The sequence below is a fragment of the Asticcacaulis sp. YBE204 genome, from assembly GCF_000495855.1.
In the GTDB taxonomy this organism is placed as follows: domain Bacteria; phylum Pseudomonadota; class Alphaproteobacteria; order Caulobacterales; family Caulobacteraceae; genus Asticcacaulis.
In genome coordinates, this window is record NZ_AWGF01000020.1 from 32,746 (window position 1) to 50,606 (window position 17,861).

The window sequence follows — 17,861 nt, forward strand, 5'->3', positions numbered from 1 at the left end:
TTCCGACGGAGCACCCCGTGAAAAACAAATTCGCCCTGTTCATCATCGCCGCCATGATCCTGGGCGTAGCGACCGGATGGGCCTGCAACCAGTATCTGACGCCCGAACAACTGCCGCAGGCCGTGGCCGGTTTCAGCCTGTTGACTAAGATTTTCCTGTTACTGATCAAGATGATCATCGCGCCTCTGGTGCTGTTTACCCTGATCGCGGGGATCGGCCACATGGAAGACGCTGCGGCCGTCGGTCGTGTTGGCGGCAAGGCGCTCGGCTGGTTTATCGCCGCGTCGATCGTATCTCTGGCGCTCGGCATCGTCATGGTCGAATGGTTGCAACCGGGCGCGGGGATGAACCTCCAGTTGGCCGGGGAGGCCGTCAAGGCCCCGACGACCGAAGGCTTTACGCTCGAATCGTTCATCACTCACATGATCCCGTCGTCGATCATCGATGCGATGGCCAAGAACGAGATCCTCCAGATCGTCGTCTTCTCGGTCTTCGTCGGCACGGCGGTCGCCATGCTGGACGACAAGGCCCCGCAGGTCATGCAACTGGCGGAACAGGCCGCGTCGATCATGCTCAAGGTCACCGAACTGGTCATGAAGTTCGCGCCGTTCGCCATCTTCGGCTCGCTGGCGGCCACCGTCGCCAAGCAGGGGCTGCCGATTCTGGTCACCTATGCCAAGTTTATCGGCGGATTCTATTCGGCGCTGGGCGTGTTGTGGGTCGTTCTGATCGCCGCGGGTCTCGTATTTGTCGGCGGTCGTATCTTCCGCATCCTCGGTGCGGCCCGCGAACCGGCGCTGCTGGCCTTTTCAACGGCGTCGTCCGAAGCGGCCTATCCGAAACTGCTCGAAGGCCTGCCCAAGGTCGGCGTGTCGCGCAAGATTGTGTCCTTCGTCCTGCCGCTCGGCTATTCGTTCAATCTCGACGGATCGATGATCTACTGCACCTTCGCGACTCTTTTCATCGCGCAGGCGCATGGCGTCGTGTTCAAGCCTGAACAGATTTTGATGATGCTGTTCCTGCTGCTGGTTACGTCCAAGGGGATAGCCGGTGTGCCGCGCGCCTCGCTTGTGGTGATCATGGCGACGCTGAGCTATTTCGGTCTGCCGGATGAATGGATCGCCATCGTACTGGGCGTCGATCACCTGCTCGACATGGGCCGTTCGGCGACCAATGTCGTCGGCAATACGGTGGCTTCGGCGGTCGTGGCCAAGTGGGAGGGGCAGTTGACCGACCCGGAGCCTCAACCGGAAAAGGGATAGAAACGGCTTTCGTCGCCGCTCAAGGCCGTCCTCAGGGCGGCCTTGATGTCTTTTACATCGGCGTTGAACTGAAACAGCCGCCAAAAGCTTGTGACAGCAAAGGCGATAATTCCGGCGGTCAGGCTGGATGCCACCATTTCCATGTTGCCTCTGACGACCATCCAGCCGCCAAACAGCCAAAGCGCGGCGCCTGTCGCCATGACGCAATAAACCAACCCGAAATGCAGCGCCTTGATTTGACCGTATAAGATAGACCGCTCATCGACAGGCTCCAGCATTCCAACGATACGCGGCGTCGGAAAATTAGATTCGTTCAGCCCCTTCAATTTCAAATTGAATTCGAGGGTTTCTATCTCGCCGCGAAAAAGGCCGATGTCCTGATCAAAGGGGGTATAATGGCGCCGGGGGTCTGTGGCACGACGCAAGCGCCGTTCAGCCTCGGAGGCAGAAATATCGAGATCCCATTTGAAGCGATGTCGGGGAAAGACCAACGCCGCTAGATAATGCACAAGCATCGTGATGAGGGGAGATATGCCCGCTTTCATTCAACTGTGCCCGAAATCCTCGACCTACTCCGCCGGATGTATAACGGCATTGTCTTTGGGTTTGCCAGGTCGAATGAGTTTCCACGCTCTCTGAAACGGCAGGGCCATATGGGTCCAAAGACTGGCCGAAGTCGTAAGTTCGTCCTGACGGCCATGCTCGTCATAAAGGCCCAGCGTCAGAATTTCGCCCTTCTTCGGGATGTACAGCGTCCGGAAGGCCCAGTCCCACACCGACAGGCAGAAACCGAAATTCTTGTCGAAGTGGCGCGGATCGGTCGAGTGATGGATATGATGGTGCGCCGGCGACTGAAAGATGCGTCCCCAGATGCCTGTTACCGTCAGGTTCACATGGCTGTGGCGCAGGTGCATATAGGTCGCGACGAAGGCGAACAGGATCAGGCTGGGGTTCCAGAAGGCCGACATCTCGATATCCGGCCCCAGTCCCCAGGTCACGATGGCAAGGGCGATCGAGCTGACGGCGCCCATGATGACCGGCACGAGGAAGAACTCGACCGGGTGCTGACGCCATTCGGTCAGGGGCGTCAGGACTTCGGCGCTGTGGTGAACCTTGTGAAACTCCCACAGCCAGTCGACACGGTGTAGCAGGTAGTGCGACAGCCAGTAGCCCAGTTCGAACGCCAGATAGAGGAAGGCCGGGACGGCGATGATAGCCCAGCCGGGCAGGGGGCCGTGCGGCGCGCCAGGGCCGAAAACGGGCTCGGCCAGAGCCAGCAAGGCGGGCGTCAGGCCCTTCATGCCCCCCAGCAGGATGGCAGCCTGAGCCGCCAGATAGAGGCCGGAATAGATGTACATCTTGACGTCGAGGCGCGTCGAGGCATGGGCAACGAGGCGTTTGGGGAACAGATAGCGCCACAGGCCTTTCAGACTCGTCTTGCGGCGGCGGCGCGTCACGAAATAAAAGCCTGTGGCGACGATCAGCGTGCCGAGATAGCTGATCCAGATCGTTTGCTGATGCACATCGAACAACCGCGTCACCGGGAACACCAGAATATCGATCAGGGTGTCGACCGCATTTTGCGATGCGTGTGAAGTCAGCATGGAGGTCTCTGGCGTTCTGTATTCAGGATTGCCCCCACCCTAATGCGGCAAGGTTAAGAAATCGGCTTCCTTTCGCCCGCTTTTATCGTTGACCTTATCCCCGCTCATGCCATAAGAGCGCATCTTTGAATTTGCCGCCCGCAATCCGTGCGCGCGGTGCTTTTCTTTAACGGCGGTAAGGTGATCGAACGCGAGGTTCGGGCGCACCCAACGCACAAGGTAAAATAGATCGATGCAAGTCGTTGAAAAACTGAATGAAGGTCTCTCGCGCGTCTACGAAGTGACGATCGCCAAGGACGTCCTGGCTTCCAAGCTCGAAGCCAAGATCAAGGAAATCGCCCCCAAGATGCAGATCAAGGGCTTCCGTCCCGGCAAGGTGCCGACGGCCCACGTCCGCAAGCTGTACGGCAAGGACCTGATGAGCGAAATCCTTCAGGAGCAGCTCAACGAAACTTCGGCCGCCACGCTGGAGCAGCACAAGGTGCGCCCGGCCAGCCAGCCGGAACTGACCCCCGTCGGCGACATCGAAGCCGTCATCAACGGTCAGGCCGATCTGGCCTACGAAATCTCGGTCGAGCAGATGCCCGACTTCGAGCCGGTCGATCCGACGACGCTCGAACTGTCGCGTCCGGTCTATGAGCCGACCGAAGAGGAAGTCGAGGAGCAACTCCAGAACATCCTCAAGCAAACCAAGCAGTACGACACCAAGGGCGGCAAGGCCCCCAAGGCCGCTGACGGCGACAAGCTGAAGATCGATTTCGTCGGCAAGATCGACGGCGAAGTCTTCGAAGGCGGCTCGATGGAAGGCGCTGAGCTGGTCATCGGCTCGAACCAGTTCATCCCCGGTTTCGAAGAGCAACTGATCGGTGCCAAAAAGGGTGAAGAACGCGTTCTGAACGTGACCTTCCCGGCCGATTACGGCGCGGCGAACCTTGCGGGCAAGGAAGCCACCTTCGAGACGACCGTTCACGAAATCTCGGCGCCCAAGGATGCCGTGGCTGATGATGAATGGGCCAAGGGTCTGGGCCTCGAAGGCCTCGATGCCCTGAAGGGTCTGCTCAAGGGCCAGCTTCAGCAGCAGTATTCGACCGCCGCCCGCTTCAAGATGAAGCGCGCCCTGCTCGACATCCTCGATGAAAAGCATTCGTTCGACTTGCCGAAGAAGATGCTCGACGCCGAATTCCAGGGCATCTGGCAACAGGTGGAGCAGGACAAGGCCGCTGGTCAACTGTCGGAAGAAGACGCCGGCAAGTCCGAGCAGGAACTGAAGGACGAGTACCTGAAGATCGCCGAGCGCCGCGTCCGCCTCGGTCTGGTGCTCGCCGAAATCGGCACCAAGAACAACGTGCAGGTCTCCGAGCAGGAAGTGGCTCAGGCCATCGCTCAGGAAGCCCGCAACTTCCCGGGTCAGGAGCGTCAGGTGTTCGACTTCTACCGTCAGAACCCCGCCGCCGCCGCTCAGATCCGCGCACCGATCTACGAAGAAAAGGTCGTCGACCACATCTTCGCTAACGCCAAGGTCAGCGAGACGCCGATCTCGAAGGAAGAGCTGCTGGCCGAAGACGAAGCCTAAGGCAGGGGCTCGGCCCCTGCACCCGTTCTTTGGAGCGGATGGTTGGGCTGGTGCTATTCTGGAAATACAGGGTGCAGGGAACCGCGTTCCCTGCATCTTTTTTTGTCCCCTGAATTGGGCCTTGAAAATCCCCGGCGAAGGGGCCAAGTTGCAAGAGACGGGGCGAGCGCACACCTTCGGTTAAGATTCTTAGCCTTAGATGCTTTCCCATAACCAATAACGCTTAGGGACTTCCATGCGCGATCCAGTCGAAAACCTGACCAGCTACCTCATCCCGACGGTCATCGAGCAGTCGAGCCGCGGCGAGCGCGCCTACGACATCTATTCCCGGATGCTGAAAGAACGCATCATCTTCCTCACTGGCCCGTTTGAAGACGGCATGGCGACGTCGATCTGCGCCCAGCTTCTGTTCCTCGAATCGGAAAACCCGAAGAAGGAAATCTCGATGTATATCAACAGCCCCGGCGGTCAGGTGACCTCGGCGCTGGCGATCTACGACACCATGCAATATATCAAGTCGCCGGTGACGACCGTGTGTATGGGTATGGCGGCATCGGCCGGTTCGCTTATCCTGCAAGCTGGTGAAGCCGGACAGCGCATCTCGCTGCCGAACTCGAAGATCATGGTTCACCAGCCGTCGGGTGGCGCGCGCGGCATGGCGTCGGACATCGAAATCCAGGCCGAAGACATCCGCAAGACCAAGAAGCTGCTCAATGAAATTTACGTCAAGCACACGGGTCAGCCTTACGACGTCATCGAGCGTACGCTCGACCGCGACCGTTACATGACGGCCGCAGAAGCCAAGGACTTCGGCCTGATCGACCACGTTTATGAAAAGCGTACCGATCCGGTCAGCAACGCTTAATAAGCGCACCCCAAAAAGTGGGCACCAGTTTTTGGAATCGGATGCGCGCTAAAATTAAGGGCGTTTTACGAACACCCTATAGTGACCGTTCCGGGCGGCTTTGATCATGTCAAAGTCGCCCGACGTGTCTCCGTAGGCGGCTTCTAGGTCGAGGTCGTCGCCATAAACGGCACCCAGGCGGTTCATCTTTTCGTCGCCCCGGCAGTTGGGGCCGTCGAGATCCGGCATCAGGCGGTCTTCCGCATCGAAGGCCAAAAGCGTACCAATGGTGCGGTCGGCCCCCAGCATCTGACCGAACTGTCCCACCAGCAGTTCCGGTGACGCCGTGACGATGACGCGCAGGGTACCGGCGGTCTTGACCGTCTCCCATGTTTCCATGGCATCGGGCCGGAACAGCTTGGGCCCTGTTTCCTGTGCGAAGGCTACGAACTTTGCCTCAAGATCGGTGCGTGAAATACGGCCCAGCAGGTTGAACAGCAGGTGCGATTTCAAAGCCCCTCGATCACGGGTTTTGAGATAGCCCGCCAGCATATAGGGCCTAAACGCCAGCGTTGACGCCACTTTTGCATGACCGCATTCCCAGAGCAGGAAAGCGGTAAAACTGTCCGTATAGGTCAGGGTGCCGTCGAAATCGAAGGCGTGAATGGCGGGCGCGGGCATAGGGCTCACAATGTGACTTTAAAAACGCAAGCCTCAACCCATATAGAGTCGGGTCTAAGGAAAAAAGCCCTTTTGAAGACAAGACAACCGCGAGGGGAGGTTGAGGCACGGTCTAATCTGTGCATAGATGCCCTGAACGACCGGGGCGCGCCCCAAATTGGCACCGAAATGACCTTTTCTTAAGGTTCAAAGGTGCATAGTATGAGTAGGAAAGCGTCCGGAAATTTCCTCCGTAAGGAGAGAGAACGACGCGTGCGAAGGTGAGAAGCGCTTATGACGAAAGCCGCCAGTGGCGATAGCAAAAGTACCCTGTACTGTTCTTTCTGCGGAAAGAGCCAGCACGAGGTACGTAAACTCATTGCCGGTCCGACCGTCTTCATCTGCGATGAATGCGTCGAACTGTGCATGGATATCATCCGCGAAGAGCACAAGATCGCCTTTGTGAAGTCCAAGGACGGCGTGCCGACTCCTAAGGAAATCCGCGAAGTCCTCGACGATTACGTCATCGGTCAATCGCAGGCCAAGAAGGTCCTGTCGGTGGCGGTGCATAACCACTACAAGCGCCTGAACCACGCCGCCAAGGGCAATGACGTGGAACTGGCCAAGTCGAACATCATGCTGATCGGGCCGACCGGTTCGGGTAAGACCCTGCTGGCGCAAACGCTCGCCCGCATCATCGACGTGCCGTTCACCATGGCCGACGCCACGACCCTGACCGAAGCCGGTTATGTCGGTGAAGACGTCGAAAACATCATCCTGAAACTGCTTCAGGCCGCCGACTACAACGTCGAACGCGCCCAGCGCGGCATCGTCTATATCGACGAAGTCGACAAGATTTCGCGCAAGTCGGACAACCCTTCGATCACCCGCGACGTGTCGGGCGAAGGCGTCCAGCAGGCGCTGCTGAAAATCATGGAAGGCACGGTTGCTTCCGTGCCGCCGCAGGGTGGTCGCAAGCATCCGCAGCAGGAATTCCTGCAAGTGGATACGACCAACATCCTGTTCATCTGCGGCGGCGCGTTCGCCGGTCTCGAAAAGATCATTTCGGGGCGCGGCAAAGGCACCTCGATCGGCTTCGGCGCGACGGTGAAGGATCCAGAAGAGCGTCGTCTCGGCGAAGTGCTGCATCAGGTCGAACCCGATGACCTGATGAAGTTCGGCCTGATCCCGGAATTCATCGGCCGTCTGCCGGTTCTGGCGACGCTGGAAGACCTCGATGAGGCGACCCTCGTCAAGATTCTGACCGAGCCGAAGAACGCCCTGATCAAGCAGTATGCCCGTCTGTTCGAGATGGAAAACGTGACCCTGACCTTCACGGAAGAAGCGCTGTTCGCCGTTGCCAAGAAGGCCATTGTGCGCAAAACCGGCGCGCGCGGCCTGCGCTCGATCCTTGAAGCGATCCTGCTCGACACCATGTACGAACTGCCGAACATGCAGGGCGTCGAAGAAGTGGTCATCAATGGCGAAGTCGTCGAAGAACGGGCCCAGCCGCTCTTGATCTACGCTGAAAAGCGCGGTGGCGGCGCTGCCTAGTTCTACTGTGAGGGGCTGCGAAGGGCCGTCTTTTTGCGCGCCCTAGCTCGTGTACTTTAGTACACGTCGCGTCGGGTGCTCAAAAGCCAATCCTTCTCGCCGCCTCACAGCGAACTATGCGCGACTGAGTAATTAAAATAACGCGGCTCCGGAGACGGGGCCGCGTTTTTGTTTCGGGGTGCGGGGTCCGCGACCCCGCGTCTTACTGACTTACCTTTTTGATGTCTTGAATCAATTGATCCACGCGCAGCGGATCGGCGTCCCAGGCGAACATGAAGCGCGCGCCGCCGCCGATAAAAGTGTAGAAACGCCAGCCTCTTAGACGCAAACCTTCAAGCACGGACTCAGAGCCTTTGAGGAAGACGGCATTGGCCTCGACGGGGAACATCGGCGCGACTCCCGTCACATCCGCAATGCCTTGCGCCAACCGTTGCGCGCAGGCATTGGCGTGTTGCCCGTTGCGCAGCCACGCGCCGTCCTTAAGCATACCCAGCCACGGCGCGGCGAGAAAGCGCATCTTTGACGCAAGTTGCCCGGCCTGTTTGCAGCGGTAATCGAAGTCCTCGGCCAGAGCCTTGTCGAAGAACAGGATCGCTTCACCGACGCCCATGCCGTTCTTGGTGCCGCCGAAACAGAGTACATCGACCCCGGCCTTCCACGTCAGGTCGGCGGGCGCACAGCCCAGTGCCGCGCAGGCGTTGGCGAAACGCGCGCCATCCATATGCAGGCGCAGGCCCAGTTCGCGACACAGGGAGGAAATGGCCTTGATCTCGTCGATGGAATAGACCTGACCGGTTTCGGTCGGCTGAGTGATGGTCACGGCGCGCGGCTTGGGGAAGTGGATGTCCGAGCGGCTGGTGGCCAGTGCGCGGATGGCATCCGGCGTCAGCTTGCCATCCGGTGTTTGTGCGACCAGCAGCTTCGAGCCATTGGAAAAGAACTCCGGTGCGCCGCATTCGTCGGTTTCAACGTGGGCCGAGGCCGAGCAGATGACGCTATGGTAGGACTGGCACAGGGCGGCCAGCGCCATCGAATTGGCCGCCGTTCCGTTGAAGGCAAAAAACACTTCGCCGTCGGTTTCGAACAGGTCGCGCAGGGCGTCGGCGGCACGTCGCGTCCACGGGTCTTCGCCATAGGCGGGCACGGACCCGGCATTGGCCTCAAACATGGCGTTCCAGGCTTCGGGACAGATGCCGGCATAGTTGTCGCTGGCGAATTGCTGCGGGGCGAGGGTGGTCAGGGTATCCGGCATAGGGCTCTCTGTAATTAAAGAGTCCGGTGATACGACCAATACCCGTTAGTTGCCGGTGAGGCCGCATCCCCTGAACGGGCGCCACCTTGCCGGGAAGGCAGGTTGGCGTCGGGGATCACCCGACTCTTGATGCTGAACTGCCCAATATGATGCGGTCGGGCGGAAATCAAGTAAAAGTTTCCACCGTAACCGGTTCATCAATGCGCGGGGATAAACCTTGAATAGATATCCGCATACCCCACATTCAGCTCAGGTTCACACCGTGGCCGCTAAAAAGGATCACAAGCTTTTTTGGCTAACAGGCGCGACAGTCGATTGGAATCGTCTAATGTGGCTGGTGAACCGTATATAAGAGGACAGCCGGCCCATATGGGCGCAGGGTGATCGTTCGATGCCCGGCGCGGGATCGCTGTCCGGCTCAGGAGTTGAGTGAATGTTTGATGTTTTGACCATACCCGTATTGCCTTTGAGGGATATCGTGGTGTTCCCGCACATGGTCGTGCCGTTGTTCGTCGGACGTGAGAAATCCGTTCAGGCGCTCGATGAGGTGATGAAGGGCGACAAGCAGATACTGCTCGCCACCCAGAAGAATTCCGGCGACGACGATCCGGATGCCGAGGGCATCTATGAGACCGGCGTGCTGGCCAATGTCCTGCAACTGCTGAAATTGCCCGACGGCACTGTCAAGGTACTGGTCGAGGGCCGTACGCGCGCCCAGATCAAGCGTTTCACCGACCGCCAGGACTATTACGAAGCCGAGGCCGTGGCGCTGGAGCCCGCCTTCACGCCGGGGCCTGACCTCGAAGCGCTGGTCCGCGCCGTGACCGAGCAGTTCGAGAACTATATCAAGCTCAACAAGAAGATCCCGCCGGAAGCCTTGCAGGCACTGGCCGAGGTCAACGAAGCCGACATTCTGGCCGACTCGATCGCGGCGCATCTAGTCATCAAAATCGCCGATAAACAGGAACTTCTGGAACAGCTTGCAGCCAGCAAGCGACTTGAGAAAATCTATGCCCTGATGGAAGGCGAGATCAGCGTCCTTCAGGTCGAGAAGAAGATCCGCTCGCGCGTCAAGCGCCAGATGGAGAAGACGCAGCGTGAATATTATCTGAATGAGCAGATGAAGGCCATTCAGCGCGAACTGGGCGAACAGGACGACACCAAGGACGAGATCGTCGAGCTTGAGAAGAAGATCAAGGCGACGAAACTCAGCAAGGAAGCCCGCACCAAGGCGATGTCGGAGCTGAACAAGCTGCGCAACATGTCGCCGATGTCGGCGGAATCGACCGTGGTGCGCAACTATCTCGACTGGTTGCTGGCCATTCCATGGGGCGTCTCTAAGCCCAAGGCCATCGACCTGAGCAAGGCCGAAGACACGCTCGACGCCGATCACTACGGTCTGGAAAAGGTCAAGGATCGCATCCTTGAGCATCTGGCCGTGCAGGCGCGCATGGGCACGCTGAAAGGTCCGATCCTGTGCCTCGTCGGGCCGCCGGGCGTCGGTAAGACTTCGTTGGGCAAGTCCATCGCCAAGGCGACAGGGCGTGAGTTCGTGCGCATTTCGCTGGGCGGCGTGCGCGACGAATCGGAAATCCGCGGTCACCGCCGGACCTATATCGGCTCCATGCCGGGCAAGATCATCCAGAACATGAAGAAGGTCAAATCTACCAACGCCTTCTTCCTGCTCGATGAGATCGACAAGATGGGGGCCGACTGGCGCGGCGATCCGGCCTCGGCTTTGCTCGAAGTCCTCGATCCGGCGCAGAATTCGACCTTCGCCGACCACTATCTGGAGGTCGATTACGATCTGTCGAAGATCATGTTCGTCACGACGGCCAACAGCCTGAATATGCCGCAACCGCTGCTCGACCGGATGGAGATCATCCGTATCCCCGGCTATACCGAGGATGAGAAGGTCGAGATTGCCAAGCGTCACATCCTGCCGGTTCTGGCCAAGGATCATGGTCTGTCCGACAAGGAATGGATCGTGCCGGAAGCCGCTATCCGCGACCTGATCCGCTACTATACCCGCGAGGCAGGCGTGCGGTCGCTGGAGCGCGAACTGGGCAATCTGGCGCGCAAGACGATCCGCGACCTCGCCAAGGAAAAGGTCAAGTCGATTACCATCGACGACGAGCGTCTGGCCAAATATGCCGGCGTCAAGAAGTTCCACTATGGCGAAACCGATGAGGTCGATCAGGTCGGCATCGTGACGGGTCTCGCCTGGACGGAATTCGGCGGCGACATCCTGACCATCGAAGCCATCAAGATGCCCGGCAAGGGCAATATGAAGGTGACCGGCAACCTCAAGGACGTCATGAAGGAATCGGTCTCGGCGGCCAATTCCTACGTCAAGGCGCTGGCGCCGAAGTTCGGTATCCTGCCACCGGTCTTCGATCGCACCGACGTCCACGTCCACGTACCCGAAGGGGCGACGCCCAAGGACGGTCCGTCGGCGGGCGTGGCGATGGTCACAGCCATGGTCTCGGTCCTCACCGGTATTCCGGTGCGCAAGGATCTGGCCATGACGGGTGAGATCACTCTGCGCGGCCGTGTCCTGCCGATCGGCGGTCTAAAGGAAAAACTTCTGGCGGCCCTGCGGTCGGGCATCAAGACGGTCCTGATCCCTAAGGAAAACGAGAAGGATCTCGCCGACCTGCCGGTTAACGTCAAGGCCGGTCTGGAAATCATCCCGGTCGGTCACGTCGAAGAGGTGCTTAAGCACGCCTTGACTCGTCCGCTTGAGTCGGTCGAGTGGGTGGAACCGGTGATTTCGCCCACCGCAGTGCCGGTGGTCGAGGACAATGATGGGCTGACGGCCCATTAAAACCCAAGGAATCGCTGCGTTTTGCAGTGCAACCGCAGCGTATCTAAATGAAATGGAGCGGAATTCGGGCGTCTAAGGCGCTCAAATTTCGCTCTTTTTTGTGTAAACCCTTAAAAAACTTCGGTTTGCAGTGCAAAAAGTACGATTTCGCTTTTGACGTAAGCCCAAAATTGTAGTCTCTATCGGGTCCACCCGCCGACGACTCAGGTGAGTCCGGTTGACCGGTTTACAAGCAGATGCCCGTTTCCGCGGGCTGGGAGAGAGATTATGACGACGAAAGCTGAACTCGTGGCCGCCATCGCCGAACAGGCGGGTCTGACCAAGGAACAAGCCAAGAAGGCCGTCGATGCCTTCACCGACAGCGTGGTTGACGCCCTGAAAAAGGGTGAAGAAGTCCGCCTCGTCGGCTTCGGCACCTTCCTGGCCGTCAAGCGCGAAGCCGGCACCGCCCGCAACCCGCGCACCGGTGAAACCGTTGCCCGTCCGGCGTCGGTCACCGCGCGCTTCCGCGTCGGCGAAGGCCTGAAGTCGGCCCTGAACGGCTAATTTCAGCACAGGTTTCTTGCGGAAAACGATCCGTGAGACTTGACTTAAAGTCCGGAGGTTGGCATTGACCGGCCTCCGGATTTTTGTTGCCGGACTTGATCCTACGATCAGGGCGATTAGCTCAGCTGGCAGAGCGGCTCGTTTACACCGAGTAGGTCGGCGGTTCGATCCCGTCATCGCCCACCATTTCCCCAAAGTATAACCGAACCGCCGGTATTTTTGTTTTGTTTGCTGGCGCAAACGGGGGGTTCGATCCCGTCGTCGCCCAATATTCCCCTAAAGTGCAAACGAACCGCCGGGCCGCTAGTTCGTAGCCTTGTCGGCATTGCGCTTGACGTTTTCGGCGGGTGGTTGATCGCCCAGCTTGTCGGCGGCCTTGTCCACGCCCTGCGGAAGGGCCTCGATGGCGTCAGCCGCGCGCTCGGAACCCGAACGGTTATCCTGCATCATATAGACCGCTATAACCGCCAGGACGGCGATAAGCGCCACGCCCAGAATGATTGCCAGATTATTTGAGCCGCCTTGGCTCTGTTGTGTGCTTGCCATGTGCCTTATCCTCTCAAGGTTAAGGCCCCACCCTACAATCCAGTCTGCAAAGCCTCAGTCCGCATTTGTCCACGGAAGATAAGCGGCACAAAAAAAACGCCGCCTCGGTGAGAGACGGCGTTTCTATTAGGGAGGTCGTTCAACCTAGAACTGGAAGCGCGCCCGCAGGGACAGGGACACGTTCTCGTAAGCGTCCTGTTTCTCGTATTCGCCTTCGATCCCGAAGTAGCTGTATTCGTTCGACGCCGCGATGCGAAGACCGGCCACCGGACCGCCGCCTTCGACCGTACCACCGCGCAGGGTGAACGGCGTTTGCGTACCGAAGCGTGCTACGGTGTCGCCGATTTCGACCGAGAAGTTGTTACGATAACCAACCCACAATTCCGGACGGAAGAGGGCGTTCTTATCCGAACGTCCGATATTCAGGATCGCCGAGCCGCTGAGGATATGGCTGGTGCGTTCCTCGACCGAGAGGTCGAAGGCCGTATCGCCGCCGGTTTCCTTGTGGGCGTCTTCTTTCAGGCCGTAATAGTCTGCGCTCAGGGTGGGCGTCAGGCTCAGCCAGCCGGCGTCGAAACCGTAAGCGGCGCCGACGCTGCCGGAATAGCTGATACCATTCCATGTCGCTTCATTCTGCGAGATAAAGGTGCCTTCGAGAATCTGGCGGGTCGATTCGAGTTTGGTATAGCCGACGCCGCCGCGCACCCAGCTCTTCAGACCTTCGCCCGTGTCCAGACGCCAATAGACACCGAGGCTGAGATCGGTTGCCGTCATGTCCTCTTCGGGGGACGCGAAATTGTCGGAGGGCGAGGCCGCCGTATAGCCGAGATAAAGACCAGCCGCCTGGGTCGAGGTCAGGCCGCGCTCGACTCCGCCTGCGAAGGCAAAGCCGCGCGATTCGAAGCCGGTGACTTCGCCGCGTTCACGCTTGACTTGATAGCCGTATTCCTGGAGCCAGTACTGGTTTTGCCCGGTAGCCGGGATGATCGACTGGCTGGCCAGGGTGCGGGTGAGGGCGTCGTTGCCCTTGGCGAGGCTGAGCAGGGTTTCACCGGAATAGTCCGGCAGGAAGGAGAGGTAGGCTTTTTCGAAGCCCTCGGCGGTCAGCGGATCAAGCAGGGCGTTAGTGGCGCCTGTCGAGCCTTGAGCCGCCGTCATGATCGCGTCGAAGGCGGCGAATTCATTGACCGAAAGCGATGTCTCGCTCTGGGTGCGCAGACGAACATCGGCGTAAAGCGCGGTCTTGGCCGTATCGGTCGACAAGGCGGCCTTATACAGATACGGAATATTGGCATCGAGACTGGCGGTATCGAGCGTCCCCAACGTGATCGACGAAGCCGTCATCAGGGTATAGCGCGTCGACGCCTTGACGATCTTCGACAGGCCGATCTGCACCTTGGCACCAGATTCGAATACGGCGGGACCCGCCGACACCAGCAACGGGGTCGACGGCGCGGTCGTGTCGGGGATAAAGCGCAGCGTACCGTCCTTACGCACATTCAACTGCGTCAGGTTGAGCTTCGAGCCCAGTGCCAGATTGAGGCTGCCGTTAACGATATCGATGTTTACGGTACCCGAACCGGTCATCTTGCCCGCGACGATCGCCTTAGTGTCGATCTTCAGGCTGTTGGCGCCCGCACCGAAATCGATATTGCCGAGGATGAAGCCGCCGTTGATGTTGAGCACGTCAGCGCCCGAACCGAGCAGGATATCGCCATTGATATACGGCGCGGCGACCGTATCGTCGTCGGGTTTGAGGTCGGTCTGAGTCAGGGTCAGACCGACCGTATTGCTGCGCGTATCGATGGCTACGGCGCGGTTGGTCATGGTATCGATCGTACCGTCGCCGTCATCATCCGAAGCGGTGAGGGCAGCGGTGATATTGCCTGTATTGGTGAGGCGCGCCAGAGTATTCGACCCGTCGAAGATCGCGGAGGCGTTCGATTTCGACCCCAAAGCCGTGACCTGAACCGAGCCGCCGATATTGATTTCAGGGACGTTGGCGCCGCTGCCGATATAGATGCCGTAGGCGGTCTGATTGGCTTTCGAGGCGATAGCGGACTTGACGAGACCTGACACGTTCAGCTTGGCCGCCTGGGTGCCCGACAGCAGGCTAATGGCGCGGTTCTCCGCCAGGTACGAAGCCGACGACACCGAACCGCTGATCAGGATGCCGTTTTCGAACACGACTGTCCGGCCCAAGCCGCCGGTTTCGATCGCCTTGGCGGCGACGCCTTCAAATACGCCAGCCGACGCGACCGCGCCGCGCACGACCAGACCGAACTTCTGATCCTTGTACAGATCCGTAGCGGTCGAAGCGATGTTAATAGCGTTGAGGGTGATGTCCTGAGACGAAGAGCCGATCTTCAAAGCCGCCGCGCCGCCGTATTGGGTCAGGCTGCCGGCGCCGTCGGACGTATCGACGACGCCATTGCCGTCTTCATCGTCGTTCTTGGTCGTTGCCGTGGAATCGGTGTCGGCGATAATCGACTGAATCAGGATGCCCTTGGTGACATTGCCCGTGATATTGACCAGAGGTCCGCCCTGAAGCAGGTCTTCGGCGGTCAGCTTGGCGATAATGGTCGAGTCGGTCACGGTCGGCAGGCGATAACCCGTGCCGGTCATGACGCCGTCGAGTACCACGGCGCCGTTGACCTGACCCGCGATGTTAAGGGCGGTGGCGTTGAGGCCCTGCGCGGTGGTCGTACCGCCGATGAACAGGTTGCCGTTGATCGTATTGTCGAAAGCGAAGCCGCGGGCATTGTCGCCGACGACCACGACCTGACCTTCGGCGGTGAAGTTGCCCGTCAGGGCGTTTTCAAAGCGTACGCCGTAGGAGTTGTTGCCTTCGACCTGAATGCTGCTGGGGGTGGTCCCGCCCGAGAGCACGACATCGCCGATAAAGGGCGTGGTGCCCACCGAGCGAATACCGTAACGACCCGTGCCGGTGGCGAAGGCGCCGTCCGTGATGCCGTCCGCCGGGGAATCGGTATCGGCGGGCGTATAATCGTCCGTGACCGTGATCTTGCCGCTGACCGTCAGGCTGCCGGTGCGTCCGCCGTCAATATAGATGCCGGTGGCACCATCACCCGACGCCGACATGTCGATGGCGCCGGCCATTGTCACCTTGTTGTTCGAGTCGATCGTTATGGCGCGCGCATTGGCCGTTTTGAGCGTAATCGTACCGGCCGTGGTCACATTGATGTCGTCGGCCGTACCGCCGGTGCCGATGGTCGCGGTGCGAACCGCCGTAGTGGTCGCGGTCGTGATGCTGGTTTCGGCCTGCGCCTGCGCCACAAAGGCGGCGGCCATAACGAGGCCGAGGGCGGTGGCGTTAAACAGATGAGATTTGCGCATAGGTTCGCTTTCGCTCGTCGTATGAAATTTTCAGACAGATTGTCCGGCGTCGAAAATCGGACGCCAAACCTGCCCCCATAATAAATAACGCGGCAAAGCTTTTGGGATCGCCCCAAAGGTCACCACGTGTCAGTGGCGACTTTTCCGGATGAATATGGGCGATTCTATGTCACATCCGACATGCGGCCGCCCAAAACGCTCGTCCTTACCCTGCCAATATTTCAGGACAGACTTACACGCAAACGCACGACCTTGCCTATGACAAAGTTAACGCAGGCGACGAAAATTAAAGAGAAAAGAGAGTGGAAATGCGGGACCACCTGAAGAGCGTATCTTTCAAGTGGCGCGAGTGACGGGACTCGAACCCGCGACCCTCGGCGTGACAGGCCGATACTCTAACCAACTGAGCTACACCCGCATTCCATTTCGATGACAAAACCCAGGTGTGCGGCCCACTTACAAGAAACGCTTTATAAGTGGCGCGAGTGACGGGACTCGAACCCGCGACCCTCGGCGTGACAGGCCGATACTCTAACCAACTGAGCTACACCCGCAAACCTAGATTATGTCGTCTCCCCAAGGCGTCTAAGGCGTCTCGTGAAGAGGTGGGCTTGATAGTGCGGGGCAGGGGCGGGTGTCAAGCGCGATGTTTCCAAAAAACGTCAAAAACCGATTTGGCTGTGGACGAGCGATGTTGATTTGAGAGTGCTTCGCAATTGCTATAATTTCTGATACAATTTTATCATTTCCCACGTTTTCTTTGTTTCTAGTGTTTGAAGCTTGGCGCGAGGTGGTCTAATAGGCACTCATTGAGTCTGCTATTCGTCGTGCGCTTTCGCAGCGCAATATGGCGCGTGGCGCGTACTAAAGTGAGGTCGCACCCGTGGAAGCCCTGCTTATAAAATATCTGCCGATCGTTATATTCTTCGGCATCGCACTCGTTTTGGGCCTCGGCTTCATCATCGCCGCGCTGGTCCTGGCCCCCAAGGCCCCGGATACCGAAAAGCTGTCGGCTTATGAATGCGGTTTCAACGCCTTCGATAGCGCCCGTCAGAAGTTCGACGTGCGATTCTACCTCGTCTCGATCCTGTTCATCATCTTCGATCTCGAAGTGGCATTCCTGTTCCCGTGGGCCGTGTCGATGTTCGACCTGCCGCAGGCGGCGATGCAGTTTGCCTTCTGGTCGATGATGGTCTTCCTCGGTGTCCTGACCGTAGGCTTTATATATGAGTGGAACAAAGGAGCCCTGGAATGGGAATAATTCTTCCTGGCCAGACAGATGTGACGGCTTATGGTCAAGCCGGTCGCAGCACCGTCGAAGGGTACGATCCCAAGGTCCACGACAAGTTTTTCGAAGCCGTATCGACGGAGTTGAACGACAAGGGCTTCCTCGTCGCTTCGGCTGACGATGTGATTACCTGGGCACGCACCGGCTCTCTGATGTGGATGACCTTCGGTCTGGCCTGTTGCGCGGTCGAAATGATGCAGGCCTCGATGCCGCGTTATGACATGGAGCGTTTCGGCATGGCCCCGCGCGCCTCACCGCGTCAGTCGGACCTGATGATCGTCGCCGGCACCCTGACCAACAAGATGGCCCCGGCCCTGCGTAAGGTCTACGATCAAATGCCGGACCCGCGCTACGTCCTGTCGATGGGCTCGTGCGCCAATGGCGGCGGCTATTATCACTATAGCTACAGTGTCGTGCGCGGTTGCGACCGCGTTGTGCCGGTCGATGTCTATGTGCCGGGTTGCCCGCCGTCGGCCGAAGCCCTGTTGTACGGTCTGCTTCAGCTTCAGAAGAAGATCCGCCGCAACGGCACTATCCGTCGCTAAGGG

Annotated in this window: 14 protein-coding genes, 3 tRNA genes and 1 riboswitch; of the genes, 9 read left to right on the plus strand and 8 right to left on the minus strand. The window is 58.9% G+C overall.

Going from position 1 to position 17,861, the window contains the following annotated elements:
* The first annotated feature begins 17 nt into the window (after positions 1-17).
* The gene (locus tag AEYBE204_RS37935) at positions 18-1,262 is read left to right on the plus strand and encodes a dicarboxylate/amino acid:cation symporter (RefSeq protein ID WP_023463892.1); all 1,245 of its coding nucleotides are present in this window, start codon (positions 18-20) and stop codon (positions 1,260-1,262) included.
* On the opposite strand, the gene AEYBE204_RS37940 is transcribed toward AEYBE204_RS37935, so the two are convergent.
* Together AEYBE204_RS37940 and AEYBE204_RS39730 are read right to left on the minus strand one after the other, a co-directional pair.
* A complete protein-coding gene (locus AEYBE204_RS37940; RefSeq protein ID WP_023463893.1) occupies positions 1,244-1,807 on the minus strand; it encodes a hypothetical protein in 564 nt (187 codons plus the stop codon). The genes AEYBE204_RS37935 and AEYBE204_RS37940 overlap by 19 nt on opposite strands.
* Before the next feature lie 24 nt (positions 1,808-1,831).
* On the minus strand, positions 1,832-2,866 hold the full coding sequence (locus AEYBE204_RS39730) for a sterol desaturase family protein (protein ID WP_023463894.1): 1,035 nt from the start codon (positions 2,864-2,866) through the stop codon (positions 1,832-1,834).
* A 232-nt stretch (positions 2,867-3,098) separates the two neighbouring features.
* Here AEYBE204_RS39730 and tig point away from each other — a divergent pair, with 232 nt between their 5' ends.
* Positions 3,099-4,439, plus strand: coding sequence for a trigger factor (gene tig, locus AEYBE204_RS37950; RefSeq protein ID WP_023463895.1), 1,341 nt, complete (start codon positions 3,099-3,101; stop codon positions 4,437-4,439).
* 235 nt (positions 4,440-4,674) lie between these two features.
* Positions 4,675-5,304 (plus strand): ATP-dependent Clp protease proteolytic subunit, encoded by a 630-nt coding sequence (locus AEYBE204_RS37955; RefSeq protein ID WP_023463896.1) that lies wholly within the window; start codon positions 4,675-4,677, stop codon positions 5,302-5,304.
* Between the two features lie 54 nt (positions 5,305-5,358).
* On the opposite strand, the gene AEYBE204_RS37960 is transcribed toward AEYBE204_RS37955, so the two are convergent.
* Complete coding sequence (locus tag AEYBE204_RS37960) at positions 5,359-5,964, minus strand: HAD-IB family hydrolase (protein WP_023463897.1); 606 nt, start codon at positions 5,962-5,964, stop codon at positions 5,359-5,361.
* A gap of 273 nt (positions 5,965-6,237) precedes the next feature.
* Between AEYBE204_RS37960 and clpX the strand changes: the two genes are divergently transcribed.
* On the plus strand, positions 6,238-7,497 hold the full coding sequence (gene clpX / locus AEYBE204_RS37965) for an ATP-dependent Clp protease ATP-binding subunit ClpX (RefSeq protein WP_023463898.1): 1,260 nt from the start codon (positions 6,238-6,240) through the stop codon (positions 7,495-7,497).
* Between the two features lie 202 nt (positions 7,498-7,699).
* Here the strand turns inward: clpX and AEYBE204_RS37970 are convergent, their stop codons facing one another.
* Positions 7,700-8,749 carry a low specificity L-threonine aldolase gene (locus tag AEYBE204_RS37970; RefSeq protein ID WP_023463899.1) on the minus strand — a complete coding sequence of 350 codons (1,050 nt, stop codon included), beginning with the start codon at positions 8,747-8,749 and terminating at the stop codon, positions 7,700-7,702.
* Between the two features lie 35 nt (positions 8,750-8,784).
* Positions 8,785-8,887: riboswitch (SAM-I-IV-variant riboswitch) on the minus strand.
* Between the two features lie 295 nt (positions 8,888-9,182).
* Here AEYBE204_RS37970 and lon point away from each other — a divergent pair.
* The 3 genes from lon to AEYBE204_RS37985 all read left to right on the plus strand — a co-directional run bounded on the left by lon (position 9,183) and on the right by AEYBE204_RS37985 (position 12,308).
* Positions 9,183-11,576, plus strand: a complete 2,394-nt coding sequence (gene lon / locus AEYBE204_RS37975) for an endopeptidase La (protein WP_031231524.1) — start codon at positions 9,183-9,185, stop codon at positions 11,574-11,576.
* Between the two features lie 267 nt (positions 11,577-11,843).
* Positions 11,844-12,122 carry an HU family DNA-binding protein gene (locus AEYBE204_RS37980; RefSeq protein WP_023463901.1) on the plus strand — a complete coding sequence of 93 codons (279 nt, stop codon included), beginning with the start codon at positions 11,844-11,846 and terminating at the stop codon, positions 12,120-12,122.
* Positions 12,123-12,232: 110 nt separating this feature from the next.
* Positions 12,233-12,308: transfer RNA gene (locus tag AEYBE204_RS37985), tRNA-Val, on the plus strand.
* Between the two features lie 117 nt (positions 12,309-12,425).
* Here the strand turns inward: AEYBE204_RS37985 and AEYBE204_RS37990 are convergent.
* The 4 genes from AEYBE204_RS37990 to AEYBE204_RS38005 all read right to left on the minus strand — a co-directional run bounded on the left by AEYBE204_RS37990 (position 12,426) and on the right by AEYBE204_RS38005 (position 16,579).
* The gene (locus AEYBE204_RS37990) at positions 12,426-12,668 is read right to left on the minus strand and encodes a hypothetical protein (RefSeq protein WP_023463902.1); all 243 of its coding nucleotides are present in this window, start codon (positions 12,666-12,668) and stop codon (positions 12,426-12,428) included.
* A gap of 144 nt (positions 12,669-12,812) precedes the next feature.
* Positions 12,813-16,025, minus strand: coding sequence for an autotransporter outer membrane beta-barrel domain-containing protein (locus tag AEYBE204_RS37995; protein WP_023463903.1), 3,213 nt, complete (start codon positions 16,023-16,025; stop codon positions 12,813-12,815).
* Between the two features lie 341 nt (positions 16,026-16,366).
* Positions 16,367-16,443 (minus strand) — tRNA-Asp (locus AEYBE204_RS38000).
* A 59-nt stretch (positions 16,444-16,502) separates the two neighbouring features.
* Positions 16,503-16,579: transfer RNA gene (locus AEYBE204_RS38005), tRNA-Asp, on the minus strand.
* Positions 16,580-16,908: 329 nt separating this feature from the next.
* Here AEYBE204_RS38005 and AEYBE204_RS38010 point away from each other — a divergent pair.
* Both AEYBE204_RS38010 and AEYBE204_RS38015 read left to right on the plus strand, forming a co-directional pair.
* Complete coding sequence (locus AEYBE204_RS38010; protein ID WP_023463904.1) at positions 16,909-17,286, plus strand: NADH-quinone oxidoreductase subunit A; 378 nt, start codon at positions 16,909-16,911, stop codon at positions 17,284-17,286.
* A complete protein-coding gene (locus AEYBE204_RS38015; protein ID WP_023463905.1) occupies positions 17,277-17,858 on the plus strand; it encodes an NADH-quinone oxidoreductase subunit B family protein in 582 nt (193 codons plus the stop codon). Before AEYBE204_RS38010 ends, AEYBE204_RS38015 begins: the two co-directional genes overlap by 10 nt.
* The last annotated feature ends 3 nt before the right edge of the window (positions 17,859-17,861 follow it).

What these genes read in the sequence shown, in the direction of transcription:
- AEYBE204_RS37940 (WP_023463893.1), bottom strand. Translation starts at nt 1,807, where the DNA reads ATGAAAGCGGGCATATCTCCCCTCATCACGATGCTTGTGCATTATCTA.
- AEYBE204_RS39730 (WP_023463894.1), bottom strand. Translation starts at nt 2,866, where the DNA reads ATGCTGACTTCACACGCATCGCAAAATGCGGTCGACACCCTGATCGAT.
- tig (WP_023463895.1), top strand. Translation starts at nt 3,099, where the DNA reads ATGCAAGTCGTTGAAAAACTGAATGAAGGTCTCTCGCGCGTCTACGAA.
- AEYBE204_RS37955 (WP_023463896.1), top strand. Translation starts at nt 4,675, where the DNA reads ATGCGCGATCCAGTCGAAAACCTGACCAGCTACCTCATCCCGACGGTC.
- AEYBE204_RS37960 (WP_023463897.1), bottom strand. Translation starts at nt 5,964, where the DNA reads ATGCCCGCGCCCGCCATTCACGCCTTCGATTTCGACGGCACCCTGACC.
- clpX (WP_023463898.1), top strand. Translation starts at nt 6,238, where the DNA reads ATGACGAAAGCCGCCAGTGGCGATAGCAAAAGTACCCTGTACTGTTCT.
- AEYBE204_RS37970 (WP_023463899.1), bottom strand. Translation starts at nt 8,749, where the DNA reads ATGCCGGATACCCTGACCACCCTCGCCCCGCAGCAATTCGCCAGCGAC.
- lon (WP_031231524.1), top strand. Translation starts at nt 9,183, where the DNA reads ATGTTTGATGTTTTGACCATACCCGTATTGCCTTTGAGGGATATCGTG.
- AEYBE204_RS37980 (WP_023463901.1), top strand. Translation starts at nt 11,844, where the DNA reads ATGACGACGAAAGCTGAACTCGTGGCCGCCATCGCCGAACAGGCGGGT.
- AEYBE204_RS37990 (WP_023463902.1), bottom strand. Translation starts at nt 12,668, where the DNA reads ATGGCAAGCACACAACAGAGCCAAGGCGGCTCAAATAATCTGGCAATC.
- AEYBE204_RS37995 (WP_023463903.1), bottom strand. Translation starts at nt 16,025, where the DNA reads ATGCGCAAATCTCATCTGTTTAACGCCACCGCCCTCGGCCTCGTTATG.
- AEYBE204_RS38015 (WP_023463905.1), top strand. Translation starts at nt 17,277, where the DNA reads ATGGGAATAATTCTTCCTGGCCAGACAGATGTGACGGCTTATGGTCAA.